The sequence below is a fragment of the Acinetobacter sp. BIGb0196 genome (assembly GCF_011759595.1).
Classification (GTDB): domain Bacteria; phylum Pseudomonadota; class Gammaproteobacteria; order Pseudomonadales; family Moraxellaceae; genus Acinetobacter; species Acinetobacter guillouiae.
Genome location: NZ_JAAOZA010000002.1, coordinates 125,776 through 139,923, shown reverse-complemented (window position 1 = coordinate 139,923; position 14,148 = coordinate 125,776). Strand labels below are relative to the sequence as shown.

The following is a 14,148-nucleotide window of genomic DNA, read 5'->3' as shown; positions in this document are numbered from 1 at the left end:
GCTTTTTAAGTAATCCAACAATCCTAAAATGGTTCAAAACATATGTTCTTGGTAAGTAAAAATGATACCCCATAGGGACTTTTGTGACTTGGCATCTAAAAACAGTAGATGCGGCTTATCCAAGGTACTGGTACTGTGCTCTAGATTATGTAAATTATGGTTCTAAGTTAGCAGAATCAGCTTATGGTTGCGTGGCCATAAAAACTCGGAGTAGCGGTGGTCATGTTTGTTCGTTATTGGGCGTGATAATAGTCTGTATCGGTGGTAATCAATCAAATAAGGTTTATTATGAATTCTATAATGAACCTTATTTTCAAGGATGCCGATAGTATGGGAAAATAAGCAAGTCAACGCATTTTCGTTATGATTTATCTATTTTAGATAGAATGGCTGCAACAAAATTTGTAGAAGCTTAGTGGAATAAAACCCGCATAATTGCGGGTTTTAAATCTTAAATGATACCTCTAAATAATGGTATGAGTAGTTTATTGCCATATTCACTTAGATGATCACCATCTTGATATATCGGTCTATTATTGTATTGAGCTATACATTTTGAATTTTTACAAAGTATTTCCGCTGGATCTAAAACGGTTACTCCACATTGTTTTGCTGCATTATTAATAATCCTTCTTATTTCAATATTATCTTCATAATATTTAGTGCTTGGAAGTGAAAGGTCAATTTCTTTTTGGTTAATTAATTGAAGTCTACTCATCGTTTTAGGAATATCTCTACCCATTTCAGGAATTGGTTGAGTTATATAAACTTTAGAATTATCGGATATTTCACACAATGTATTTATTAAGTTATTAGAAAAATAATTTAATAAATCAGACTTAGCCATGTATTTATTTTCATCAAAATACATTAATGGTCTATTATCATTGTTGGTTACACGTTTTGGGTCAGATTGCCCATTTATATATGCACTCCATCTACTAATAATAATTATTGGAGTATTTTTATGTTCTTTTAAAGTAATAACTCTTTTGAAATTTTCTTTATAACATGTATCATCCAATTTATTGTTTTTTGCATTTAGTATCAATGGGCAAGATGCTCTGGTCATAACTAGTATGCCTTCATTTTTTAAATTATATTTAGAAGTTAATGCTGTAACTACAGCATCAGCATGACTATCTCCAACAATTATTAACTTTAAGTTATTCTTATTACCAATATAACAATTAGGTATACCTGATATTTTTTCTTGTTCATTTGCTAGACAAGTATAAGGGTTTTTATTATATACTTCAGAACTTGATATTATAACTTGGTTTGGGTAGTGGGCCTGAAATCCTTTGGTTGAAAAAATAGAAAAACCTATTAAAGCAATAATAATTGAAAACCAAACAGGTTTAATTCTAAAAATATTTTTCCAAGTATCAAACATCACAAAATTTTTAGATTCTACGAGTTTATAACTAAAAAATCCTAAGAATACTGAAAGAGGAAGCCCATACATAAACCAATTTTCAATATTGTAGTAATATCCTATTACAACAAGTGGCCAGTGCCATAGGTAAATAGAATATGACCACAATCCTATTTTTTGAAAAATTGGGCTTCTTGCGATAAAGCTTTCTTGATTATTTGCAATTAATATAAAATATGCACCTAGCGTCGGTATTATAGCAAAATATCCAGGCCAAGAATTATTGCTTGAGATAAAAATACACGCAATAAGTATTAAAAAAGTACCAGTTATACTAAGTATTTGAGGTAGATTTTTTTTAAGAGGAATAGGGTATAAAAAAGCAACGCCACCTAATAGCATTTCCCAAACTCTTGATGGAAGTAAAAAATAAGCCGCTGTAGGATAATAGATGGATAGATATATATTTAATAAAAATAAAAATATGAAAGATAATGTAATTAATAATTTTATTTTTGAAATATTTATAAATTTATTTAAAATTAATAGAATAACTGGATAAATTATATAAAACTGCCACTCTACGGATAGAGACCATGTATGTAATAACCATTTTTCATGTGATGACGCATCAAAGTATCCACTTTCTTGCCAATAAAAGATATTTGATAAGAAAGTTATACTACCCACTATATGTTTCCCCAGACTTTTGTATTCAGTTGGAGGTAAAAAAAACCAGCCCAATATAACCAATATTAAACATAACATTCCTAAGGCAGGAATGATTCGATTAGCTCGGGATACATAAAACTTAAACAGATTAAACTTATTGTTAGCCAATCCATTAAAAATAATAGATGTCATCAAAAAACCTGAGATGACAAAAAATACATCTACACCAACGAATCCACCTGTTAGATAAGTTGGTAAAAAATGAAAAATGACAACAACTAATACCGCTATTGCTCTTAATCCGTTAATATCATATCGAAAGTTTACTTTTTTCACATTAATTTCGCCATTCACATAAAGCTAAACTGTTTATTCTGAAGTATTGAGACTTAGTATTGCGCAATATATTACCATATGAGTTACTAATCAGCATTCTAGGACTACTGCATTTTTATAAAAAGACTTTTTTCTAATTCTTAGTAAGAAGATCCTAAGCTTCTTACTTTATCAAAAATATTTAAAAAGTTACACACTTTCCAAAAAATATATTTAAAATATAATGGTATGCTATCAACCTGGAATAGTTTAACTCACTGATTTAAAACATCTGAATCTTATATGGCTTTATAGCTTATGGTGAAAGCGTGTTCAACTCCCGTCATCTTATTTATATACCCTTTCATTTCTAATCAATCCTTTTAAGAGCAACAAAAATTTCATACAAATATTATATTTATCATGCAATTACAATTAAATTGTGCATCTTCGGAAGCGTTTTTTATTGCATAAAATTGTTTTAACCTAAGTTGCTTATTTTTAAATTAAAATAAATATTTGATATTCATCATTTTTTAAAAAATATTCATCAAACTGCCATAAAAACTTCACTCTAGCGTCATAGCAGTTGTATTGACTATCCCTACCTTTATTTCATGGATAGGACAATGCGAAATTTTTTGCTGATTTTAGTGACCAGTCTGAGTGTCTTACTCAGTGCTTGTAATGATGATAATGAAAGCTCAAAGACGAATCCACAGCCACCCGCTGCTTGTAAAGTACATTGCGCACCATAATAAAAAATAAGGAAATAGAGATGAACCGTCGTGATTTTTTAGTCAATTCAACAAAAACAATATTTGGTACAGCCGCTTTAGCCAGCTTTCCAGCCAGCATCCAAAAAGCTTTAGCCATTGACGCCAAAGTCGAAACAGGCACGATTAAAGATGTAAAACATGTCATCATTTTGACGCAAGAAAATCGCTCGTTTGATAATTATTTTGGAACGTTAAAGGGTGTTCGTGGGTTTGGTGATCGTTTTACCATTCCGCTATCCGACAACCGTAAGATTTGGGAACAATACGATAAAGATAAGAATAAAATCTTTCCCTATCATTTAGACAGTACTCGCGGTAATGCACAACGTGTTAGTGGTACGCCACACTCATGGACAGATGGACAATTTGCTTGGAACCATGGCCGTATGGGCAATTGGGTACAGTATAAACAACCCCAATCTATGGGATATTACAAACAAAAAGAAGTTGAATTTCAGTTCTCACTTGCCAACGCCTTTACCCTGTGTGATGCATATCATTGTGCAATGCATACTGGAACCAATTCGAATCGTATGTTCTTATGGACAGGTTCAAATGGTCCGAAAGCTGCGGGTGTTGCCAGTGTCGTCAATGACTTGGACAGTATTGGTGCATCAAGCACAGGCTATGATTGGACAACCTATCCTGAGCGCCTACAACAAGCGGGTGTGACGTGGAAAGTTTATCAAAATATGCCCGATAACTTTACCGACAATCCTTTGGCTGGCTTTAAACAATATCGCCGTGCCAATGAATTATCCGGTAAACCTGTAAACAATGACAGCACGTGTCCTGCTTATGATCCTGCCATTGATGCAATACAACCGTTGTATAAAGGGATTGCCAATACGATGCCTGATGGCGGATTTCTCGCTTCATTTAAAGATGATATTGCCAAAGGTCAATTACCTCAAGTCAGCTGGATGGTTGCACCTGCAGCCTATAGTGAGCATCCAGGACCATCAAGCCCTGTACAAGGTGCTTGGTACATTCAGGAAGTTTTAAATGCTTTAACGGAAAACCCTGCGATTTGGAGTCAAACGGTTTTATTGGTCAACTTTGATGAAAATGATGGCTTTTTTGACCACGTTCCATCACCAAGCGCACCTTCAAAAGATGCTTCAGGTGTGATGCAAGGTAAAACCACCTTGAGTGATGAACAAATCTCATATGAATACGCCACGCACCCCAAAGCTTCAGCAGGACAACCTAACTTTACTGATCCTAAAGTCAGCAATGGTGTGGGGGTTTATGGTCCAGGAATACGCGTACCCATGTATGTGATTTCTCCCTGGAGCCGTGGTGGTTGGGTAAATTCACAGGTTTTTGATCATTCGTCTGTTATTCGTTTCTTAGAGCAACGTTTTGGCGTGCAAGAACCGAATATTAGTCCATATCGCCGTGCTGTATGTGGTGATTTAACCACAGCTTTTGACTTTAAAAATCCAAATACCACAGCTATTTCGGACTTGATGGGTAAAAAAACCAAGAATGATGCAGATGCGATTCGTAATGCGCAAGCGCTATTGCCGCCGGTTTCCCGTCCTTTAAGTCAGGTCTATCCTGTTCAAGAGTTAGGAACACGATTGTCTCGGGCATTGCCTTATATTTTACATAGTAGTGCGAAAGTTGATGTGGCAACAAAAACGGTGAAGTTAATGTTCTCTAATACCGGAACACACGCCGCAGTTTTCCATGTTTATGACAAATTGAATTTAGACGCGATTCCTCGTCGTTATATGGTTGAAGCAGGCAAGCAATTGGACGATGTATGGAACGCTTCAAATGGACTATATGATTTATGGGTGTTGGGTCCAAATGGCTTCCATCGTGGCTTTGCAGGAGATTTAGTCAAGTCTGCACAAATAGATGCATTGCCAGAAGTGCGTGTATGTGTTGAAGAGTGTGATCCTAAACTCTATTTAAAAGTTCGTAATGACGCTGCGAAAACAGCAAAATTGACCGTGAAAGCCAATGCTTATCTACCCAATAAAACATGGAATATCGAAACGGCTTCTACAGAAAAGGAGTTGAATTGGAATATGTCTGATTTCGGTGGTTGGTATGATTTTACTGTAACAATAGAGGGTGATAGCACCTTTAAACGCCGTTTTGCTGGGCGTATTGAAACGGGTAAAGATTCATTTTCTGACCCTTATATGGGATTTATAGAATCTTAATTTTAAATAGCTGAATTTTTATAATTTAAATAAGGTGCGCTTTGCACCTTATTTTTAGTTGATAGAAGGCCACATAATTTGCGCAAACTTACATGATTAAGATTCCAATCATCTATTTACGTCAATAGATACATAAATCAGCTGAAATCCCTTGTTTCGTATACAGACTCTACAAATCTTTTCATCAACCGATATTTAGAATATTTCAAACTTTAGCAAATGGCAGGCTTATGAAAATACTCATTGTTCTATTCGCAGTGATTACCTTTGTATTGATGGCTGGAGATCCACGCCGTGAAGATTTCGAAAGCAAAGAATTTGACGCAAAAAATAATGAACCGCAACAACATGCTGAACAGCAGCATGATCAAGAAGACTCTTGAGAACCTTCTTGATCATTTGGATAGGACTAGCTTTCAGCTTTTGATTTTAACATCTGATAAGTGAAATTCTTACCATTTAGCACATCCATATTCATGTCTTTATACTGTTGTAGAATCTCTGTTTGATCAAATTCACAAGATTTTTGCGTTTGCGTCCCTGTTTGATGAACAGTGCTATAACAAGAACCCACCTTATTTACAAAAGCATAGTAAGGTGAAAGGGGAATATGCGCAGCTTCTAATACTTTGGGTGCTAAGAAATGTGCCGCCACAAAAGGCCCTTTAAATTGCTTTTGATCAATCGGGAAATTTGCCCAAACTGCAAGTGGTGTTTCAAAGAAGCGAACATCTTTTTTCTCAGCTTTTTCTTGCGCTGATTTAAAGAAGCCATACTCATCGTAAACGCTTTGTAAGTTGGGTAAATGGTCACCAAAGAAAATCACAATTGTTGGGCGATCAAGCTGTTTGACATGCTCAATCAGGGTTTTAAATTTATCGTCAGCACGTTGCATACCCGTTAAATAAGTATTCAGCGCACGTTTACTGTTTTCACTCACACCATCTTTGGTGATTTTAAAATGATCTTTACCAAATCGATCATCACTGTACATTGGATGATTTTCAACACTGATCGCATAGATAAATTGAGGTTTATCCGTATTTTTAAGCTGATTTTCAATGCTGTTATAAATTAAATCATCAGTAGCCCAACCCGCAGCATTAATATATTTAGCACGGTCAGCCATGTTGATCATATTTTCAATTGAAGTAAAACGGTTAAAACCTAGATTTTGATAAACTGCGCTGCGGTTATAAAAGTATTTACCATTATTATGCATTGCTGTTGTTTCATAACCCAATGTATTTAAATACATCGGTAATGAATAAGTTGGACGTTTTAATTTTGAGACATAAGCCAGTTCATTATGATTTAAATAGGTATTTAGACTGGTTAATACTTCAAACTCAACGTTAGCAGTTCCTCCACCAAAGCTTGGAGACAATAAGCTAGAGACCTGATTTTTACTAATCGTTGGGGTGATGTTAGGTGGAATGCTTTTGTCTAATTTTCTGGCATCCCAATGCGACTCGCTCATCACAAAAACGATATTTGGCAATTGTTTTTGTTGTGACGGATCATCTGATGCTAGATTCGATGTAGGTTCTTCATCATGTTCAACCGCCATCGGTTGATAAAAAGCGGCAACTTTTTCTTCAGGGATGACTTGTGTTTGGAAAATTTTATTATTTAAGCCATCAACCGTTTTGGAAAAAAAGAAGGTCGAAAAACCTAAATATTTAATGGTTAAATGATCACCGATCCAATCACCACGGGTATTGGGTAGATATTTTGCATATTGGCAAATTGAATTTTTTGCTGCATTGGCACAAGCTTCACTAAAATTATTTTTAAAATTCGCAGTGATAAAGAAACCAAGGATGGCAAAAGATAAAATGCTGTTTGTCAGGAGAAGAGGCTTCGTCCCTAATTTCTCTTTTTTATAGAGAAATACAAATAGTCCAATAAACACCGCAATTGCTGCAAAGACTGCAATTTTGAGCATGACTGGAGAGGCGACAAAGGTTTCTTTAAATAATAAAAAATCACTAGGAACCAAACTTGCAGAAAGATATTGCTCTTTCTTGATATTGATAAAGCTCAGTAAAAAAATAATAAATTGACTGAGTAAAATGGTCGCAAAGGTTTTTCTTAAAATTAAATAAAATAAACTAATAAAGGCGTAGTTTAAGAGAATTGAAAAGCCATATTTATACAGACGTGGTTTTAGATAGATGTCACGTAATTGAAAGAAACGCGTGATATCTTCTTGGTATAAGAAAAAAGCAAATACAGATAAAAAAGCGACAAGTAAAAACAAAACTTGTTGTTTCAAAGTCTTCATTGGCCTAATTACAGGAATGTATTGGAAGCCAAAGATTATAGGCTTATTCAGACGGCTTTTCTATGTAAAAGCTGCTTGTTTTGTAAGCAAAATTAAAACATATCAATAAAAAATAGCAAACTAAAGCATCAAAGCTGCCCAAAGAATGTAGATATCCTTTGGGCAATTTTTTTACTGGCTTACACGTTGTATCGCTTCATCATAAGTCGCGCTTGGTTTGTATTGATTGGCCAATTGGTAATGTTGCTTAGCTTGGGCATAATCTTGATTATTTTCATAGATTTTACCCATATTATAGTGAGAATAAGCTTTGGTATTGTTATTGGTCGCCAAAGCAATGGCTTTTTGATTTGCCCATAAAGCTTCTGAGGAACGATTGAGCTTTTGATAAGCAACAGCAAGATTACTATAGGTCTGGCCAACATTTGGATTGTAGTCGATAGACTGTTGATAGAGCATTGCAGCTTGTTCAATCTGGTTGTTTTGATAGGCTTTATCTGCACTTAAATTAAGTGCCTTGGCTCGTTTTTGCGCATCAGCTGAGACAGGAACAATATTTACCCGAGTGGTTTGATTTTGATAATTTGATACTGTTGAACCCACTTGGCTTGCGTTAACCGTGGTTCCTGAAATACGATTGATATCTTGAATTTCACCTTCAGGGCTAATGCGGAATACCGTCCATAAATTACCCGCTTGACCAGTTGGAATATAATAAGAGCGGATCAGTGATTCACCTGCATAGACCATGACTTTGGCTTGGCTATTGGATAAATTGGTCGTAGTTGGTTGAGTCCGATCAGAAAAGTCATGTACTGAATACACATAATATTGACCTTCTAAACGTTTATCGATAGTGACGGTTTCAGGACCATAAGAGTCGGTGTCATCCACATCTAGATTTGCAGCCAAACCTTGTTTACTGTCCCAATACACATGCTGATTTTTATAACTTAAGTGTGAATCGAGATCTAAAGGGTTTTGCCCCCAATTCAGTACAATTCGCATACTGTTGAGATCTTTGAGTACAGGACTTAAGGCGTAGGTCATGCTATCACATGGACATTTTGCAACCAGTGTTGAATAACCTGATTTTTTGATAATCAGTAAATTATCTGAACTGTCTATAGTATTACTATTGACTGCGGCTCGGCCGCTTGTATTGGTAGAACTTGAGGCAGAGCGCTCACCATTTTTTTGCAAAATTACTTCAGCATTGGCAATATTTTGATCTTTGACTGTTGCACTTAACACATGCACATTGACGGTGTCTGCATGGCTCAGGATCGGAATAATGGATGCGAATAGTGATGAATATAAAATATGTTTTTTCATTGTTTATCTCTTTTGTTGGTGCACGTAATTTGATTGTTATTTAGAAGGTCTTTTGCATAAAATTAACTGATTATTTATTGACTCATCGTTATATTTTGTAATAAAAAAGCAGTATATAGATACTGCTTTATGACCGAATATGATTGAGTAATTAGGCATTAAAACGCATAGATAAATCAATCGCTTTAACATCTTTGGTTAATACACCCATCGAAATATAGTCAACACCTGTTTGTGCAACTTGACTTAAATTCTCAAGAGTAATATTTCCAGAAGCTTCTAATTTACAGCGCCCTGCAACATGTTTAACCGCATCAATCATTTGTTGTTGGCTAAAATTATCTAGCATGACGATATCGGCTTTGGCTTCAAGTGCTTGATTCAGTTCATCCCATGTTTCAACTTCGACTTCAATAGGCTTACCTGGTGCGATTTGATGCGCTTTGGCAATTGCTTGAGCAATACCACCTGCAGCCATGATGTGATTTTCTTTAATTAAGAACGCATCGAATAAACCTAGGCGATGGTTTTGCCCACCACCTACAGCAACTGCATACTTTTGTGCAATCCGTAAACCCGGCAAAGTTTTGCGTGTATCTAATAATTTGGTTGCTGTACCTTCTAGATATTTTACGTATTCAGCCGTTTTGGTTGCGACTGCAGACAGGGTTTGCACAAAGTTTAATGCAGGACGCTCAACAGTCAGCAAACTACGCGCAGAACCTGCCAATTTATAAATAGTTTCATTGGCTTTGACCCAGTCTCCATCATTTTTAAGCCAAGTAATCTGTACGCTTGGATCATAAGCCTTGATCAGAGCATCGACCCAAGGTTGTCCCGCCAAGACCATATCTTCACGCGAAATGATCGTGGCTGTCGCTTGCTCATCTTCTGGTGTGAGTAGGGCAGTAATATCAGCATCGCCAATATCTTCTTGGAGTGCTTGTTGAATATTAATTTGAATAGATTGTTCAAGCAAAGATTCAGGTATGCTCATGGATATCCCTATTTTAGTCACCCTTAAAAACTGAGCGATATATTAGCACTGTCGTTGCAAGTTTGAAGAAGTTTTTATTTTATACAGATAAGAGTACACTAAAATATTGAGAATCAGCTTTATTGAAAATAGAAAAATTCTGTAGGAATAAGATATGCAATTTGCACCACAGTTTCAGGTCGTGAATGGTCAATTGATTGGCGCAAGACAAGTCCCATCACCCAACTATAATCAACGTCCTGAAAATACAGAGATTCAGCTGATTGTGATTCACAATATTAGTTTGCCACCGTCACAATTTGGTGGTGGTTATATTGAACAGTTTTTTCAAAATCAACTGGATTGGTCAGTCCATCCTTATTTTCAAACCATTGAGGGTATGCAGGTTTCTGCACATTTGCTGATTTTAAGAACTGGTGAAATTATACAGTTTGTTAATTTTAATGATCGGGCTTGGCATGCTGGACGTTCAGCTTATCTGGGTAAAGTTGAGTGTAATGACTATTCAATTGGGATTGAACTTGAAGGAAGTGATGATCGCGATTTTGAAGCGATCCAATATCAACAACTGGTTGATGTGGTTGCCATTTTGCAACACGCTTATCCAAAAACTGATCATCATTTAACAGGACATTCTGATATTGCATCAGGACGAAAAACTGATCCTGGACCACATTTTCAATGGCAGCAGTTTAGAGAAAGTTTGAACCAGAAAAAAATTAAGACAAAACAAGCGAAGTAAATAAGCGTCTGTTTATGATTTAACAACGCAATTTTAAGAATATTTAATTACAATAGCGACTTTATTTTAACTAGGTGAATACGATGGCGCTGTGGCGATCCACCTTTATTGTCAGTGCAATGACCATGTTGTCACGAGTCTTGGGCTTAGTCAGAGATATGGTTTTGCTCAATGTGTTTGGGGCAGGTAAGGATTTTGACACCTTTGTGGTTGCTTTTCGTATTCCCAATTTTTTCAGGCGTTTATTTGCAGAAGGGGCTTTTTCGCAAGCATTTATTCCCGTACTCACCGAATATAAAACTACAAAACTTCATGCAGAAGTACAGATTCTGATTAGTCGTGTGTTTGGCTGCCTGTTAATGGTGATGTCACTGTTAACCTTAATCAGTATGATCATTGCGCCTGTGATCTTGTATGTCTATGCTCCCGGTTTTCATAACGATCCCGCAAAGTTTGATCTGGCTGTAGATATGTTTCGTTTAACGATTCCATATCTGATGTTTATGTCATTGACTGCATTTGCCAGCAGTATTTTGAATAGTTATGGATCTTTTGCTTCGCCAGCGTTTTCGCCTGTCTTACTCAACGTGGCAATGATTGCTGGTGCTTGGTGGTTAGCCCCACATATGGCTCAACCGATCATGGCTTTAGGATGGGCTGTGGTTGCAGCAGGAGTTTTACAACTTGCCATTCAAATCCCTGAATTATGGAATAAAAAATTACTGATTCCACCTAAAGTTGATTTTAAACATGAGGGTGTAGATCGAATTCTAAAACTGATGTTGCCCGCTTTATTTGGTGTATCAGTCACTCAGATTAACTTATTGTTAAATACAATCTGGGCATCATTCATGCAAGATGGTTCGGTGTCATGGTTATATAGTGCTGAACGCATGACCGAGTTGCCACTTGGATTGATTGGTGTTGCCATTGGTACTGTGATTCTTCCGTCTCTTTCCGTGAGTAAAGCAGAACAAGATCAAGCCAAGTTCCGTAGAATGTTGGATTGGGCTGCACGCGTGATTGTCTTGGTGGGTGTGCCTGCCAGTATCGCTTTGTTCATGTTATCTACGCCAATTATTCAAGCACTTTTCCAGCATGGTGCTTTTGATGCTCGTGATACGCAAATGACCGCTATGGCGCTGCAATGTATGAGTGGTGGTGTACTGGCATTTATGTTGATTAAAGTCTTTGCACCAGGTTTTTATGCAATTCAGGATACCAAAACACCTGTACGTGTCGGCTTAATGGCGGTTGCAGCCAATGCGATTTTAAACATTATCTTTATTGGTATTTTTAAATTGATTGATTGGCAAGCCGAGCATATGGCCTTAGCCATTGCTTCTTCAGGTTCAGCTTTGGTCAATGCAGGGATGTTATATTTTTATTTACATAAGAAAAATATTTTCCGTTTTGGTGCGCACTGGAAAAAATTATTCGTTCAATTTGCCATAGCCAATATCGTGATGATTGGCGCGCTATGGTTTTCTTTAAATTGGTATGATGGTACGGTTTCGCAATGGCTTCGAATTCTTGAAGTTGTCGGGTTATGTTTAGTAGGTATTGTGGCTTATGGTATTGCGCTGCTTGCTGCAGGATTTAGACCAAGACATTTAAAGCACTAAAAGCAATACTAACTAATAGAATGTAAATCAGACAATTTTTACTTTGAGTATCATTCAATCATAATTGTTGTATCTAGCGTGGTGACAAGGATGTCACCCATAGCGTGTGGGATAGAATTTAAATTCTAAATATAAAATACAGTACTGTAAGCTTTATAGATGTATGAATTTACTTCTATGAAATGCGATAAGATTTTTTATTAGAGTATAAAAAACATCGCAATTGAGCGATGCTTTTTATTTTTAAAACTATTTCGCATTGAAACTAAGGTAAAACTTTTAGAAGTTCTACATCAAAAATTAATGTGCTGTTTGGGCCAATCGCATCACCCGCACCAATCTCGCCGTAGGCAAGTTTTGCTGGAATAAAGAAACGATATTTCGCGCCTTCTTTCATCAGTTGCAAACCTTCAGTCCAACCTTGAATCACTTGGCTAACTTGAAATTCTACCGCTTCATTTCGTGCAAAAGAACTGTCGAATACAGTGCCATCCAATAAACGACCTTCATAGTTTACAGAGACTTTAGATTTTGCAGAGGGTGATTTTCCAGTACCTTGTTGTAAAACACTATACTGCAAACCGCTTGGGCGAGTAATTACACCTGTTTTCTTCGCATTTTCTACAAGAAAAGCTTCACCTTGTTTGGCATTTACATCTGCAGCTTGTTTAAACTCTAGCATTTGTTTTGCTTCAGTTTGCTGTTTATATTGTGCAAGTGCTTTTGCCATCTCTTCATCAGTTAAGCTTGCTTTCTGACCTGTAGAGCCTTCTTTGATGCCTTGGATAAAGGCATTTAAATTAATTTGTTTTAAGGTATCGGCATTGGTACGTCCCATGACATAACCATAGCTATACCCAAGTTGATCTTGTTGAGAGCTTTTATTGTTAATCGGTGCTGAGAAAGCTGCGCTACTCAGCAGACTAAGACTAAGCACAATAAGTGTTTTTTTCATAATTAAAATCCAAAAAAGGAGAGTAAATCTCTCCTTTTCTTAAATGTTATTTAACTTTAACAAGTTCAACATCAAAAATTAAAGTGCTGTTTGGAGGAATTGTTCCAGGAACACCTTGTTCACCATAAGCCAATTTTGCAGGGATATATAAGGTTGCTTTACCGCCTTCCTTCATGAGTTGTAAACCTTCAGTCCAACCTGGAATCACTTGATTTAAAGGAAACTCAACGGGTTGACCACGATCATATGAACTGTCGAATACTTTGCCATCTAACAACTGACCTTTGTAATGTACCGTGACTTGTGAAGTAGCAGCAGGCTGTTTACCCGTACCTTCTTTGGTGATTTTATATTGCAATCCTGAAGCTGTTGTTTTAACACCTTCTTTTTTCGCATTTTCAGCTAAGAATGAGTCATTTGATGAAGCTGTTTCTTTGCTTTGTTGTAATTGCTTTTGTTGCATTTCTTTTTGGAAGTCAACATACGCAGCTTGTAATTCTTCATCTGTATAGGCACGTTGTTTTTTAGCATGGCCGTCACGAATACCGCTGATAAATGTATTCACATCGACTTCAGGTGGCGTTTGGCTCGCAACTTCATAACCAAGTGCATAACTGATTTTTTCTACAGGTTTAGCATTTTTTGACATTGAATGACTGTTTACATCAGCAGGATGTTGAGATGCATAATAAACAGGTACAAGTGCAGCACCACCTAAGATTACAGCAATTGCGATGGGTAAGGCTTTACTCATAAAAATTTCCAAATTTTAATCTTTTAAGAGGCTAATTTGATCATTAGCATAATCTGCTCAAGCATATAACTTCTTCATCATAAACGATATAGTTATCTGATGAAGACAACTAAAAATATACAGTTGTTT

General features: G+C 36.3%; 11 protein-coding genes. 5 read left to right on the top strand and 6 right to left on the bottom strand.

Annotation, left to right across the window (positions count from 1 at the left end):
- Window positions 1-451 precede the first annotated feature (451 nt).
- A complete protein-coding gene (locus FHR28_RS22085) occupies window positions 452-2,386 on the bottom strand; it encodes an acyltransferase family protein (RefSeq protein ID WP_166782863.1) in 1,935 nt (644 codons plus the stop codon).
- Window positions 2,387-2,994: 608 nt separating this feature from the next.
- Between FHR28_RS22085 and FHR28_RS22030 the strand changes: the two genes are divergently transcribed.
- The 3 genes from FHR28_RS22030 (at window position 2,995) to FHR28_RS13375 (ending at window position 5,707) form a co-directional block, all read left to right on the top strand.
- Window positions 2,995-3,123 carry a hypothetical protein gene (locus tag FHR28_RS22030; protein WP_259192029.1) on the top strand — a complete coding sequence of 43 codons (129 nt, stop codon included), beginning with the start codon at window positions 2,995-2,997 and terminating at the stop codon, window positions 3,121-3,123.
- Between the two features lie 20 nt (window positions 3,124-3,143).
- Window positions 3,144-5,324 carry a phosphocholine-specific phospholipase C gene (locus FHR28_RS13380; protein ID WP_105714176.1) on the top strand — a complete coding sequence of 727 codons (2,181 nt, stop codon included), beginning with the start codon at window positions 3,144-3,146 and terminating at the stop codon, window positions 5,322-5,324.
- 230 nt (window positions 5,325-5,554) lie between these two features.
- Entirely contained in the window at window positions 5,555-5,707 is a 153-nt protein-coding gene (locus FHR28_RS13375) for a hypothetical protein (protein WP_166782862.1), read from the top strand.
- Window positions 5,708-5,733: 26 nt separating this feature from the next.
- On the opposite strand, the gene FHR28_RS13370 is transcribed toward FHR28_RS13375, so the two are convergent.
- The 3 genes from FHR28_RS13370 to nadC all read right to left on the bottom strand — a co-directional run bounded on the left by FHR28_RS13370 (window position 5,734) and on the right by nadC (window position 9,943).
- Window positions 5,734-7,611 (bottom strand): LTA synthase family protein, encoded by a 1,878-nt coding sequence (locus tag FHR28_RS13370; protein ID WP_166782861.1) that lies wholly within the window; start codon window positions 7,609-7,611, stop codon window positions 5,734-5,736.
- Window positions 7,612-7,782: 171 nt separating this feature from the next.
- Complete coding sequence (locus FHR28_RS13365) at window positions 7,783-8,946, bottom strand: tetratricopeptide repeat protein (protein ID WP_166782860.1); 1,164 nt, start codon at window positions 8,944-8,946, stop codon at window positions 7,783-7,785.
- Between the two features lie 151 nt (window positions 8,947-9,097).
- On the bottom strand, window positions 9,098-9,943 hold the full coding sequence (gene nadC, locus FHR28_RS13360) for a carboxylating nicotinate-nucleotide diphosphorylase (RefSeq protein ID WP_166782859.1): 846 nt from the start codon (window positions 9,941-9,943) through the stop codon (window positions 9,098-9,100).
- 154 nt (window positions 9,944-10,097) lie between these two features.
- Between nadC and ampD the strand changes: the two genes are divergently transcribed.
- Window positions 10,098-10,685 carry a 1,6-anhydro-N-acetylmuramyl-L-alanine amidase AmpD gene (gene ampD, locus FHR28_RS13355; protein ID WP_166782858.1) on the top strand — a complete coding sequence of 196 codons (588 nt, stop codon included), beginning with the start codon at window positions 10,098-10,100 and terminating at the stop codon, window positions 10,683-10,685.
- Between the two features lie 74 nt (window positions 10,686-10,759).
- Window positions 10,760-12,310 (top strand): murein biosynthesis integral membrane protein MurJ, encoded by a 1,551-nt coding sequence (murJ, locus tag FHR28_RS13350; protein ID WP_259192031.1) that lies wholly within the window; start codon window positions 10,760-10,762, stop codon window positions 12,308-12,310.
- Window positions 12,311-12,575: 265 nt separating this feature from the next.
- Here murJ and FHR28_RS13345 read toward each other — a convergent pair whose 3' ends face one another.
- The gene (locus tag FHR28_RS13345) at window positions 12,576-13,265 is read right to left on the bottom strand and encodes an FKBP-type peptidyl-prolyl cis-trans isomerase (RefSeq protein WP_004723517.1); all 690 of its coding nucleotides are present in this window, start codon (window positions 13,263-13,265) and stop codon (window positions 12,576-12,578) included.
- 46 nt (window positions 13,266-13,311) lie between these two features.
- A complete protein-coding gene (locus tag FHR28_RS13340) occupies window positions 13,312-14,019 on the bottom strand; it encodes an FKBP-type peptidyl-prolyl cis-trans isomerase (RefSeq protein ID WP_004723516.1) in 708 nt (235 codons plus the stop codon).
- Window positions 14,020-14,148: the final 129 nt, after the last annotated feature.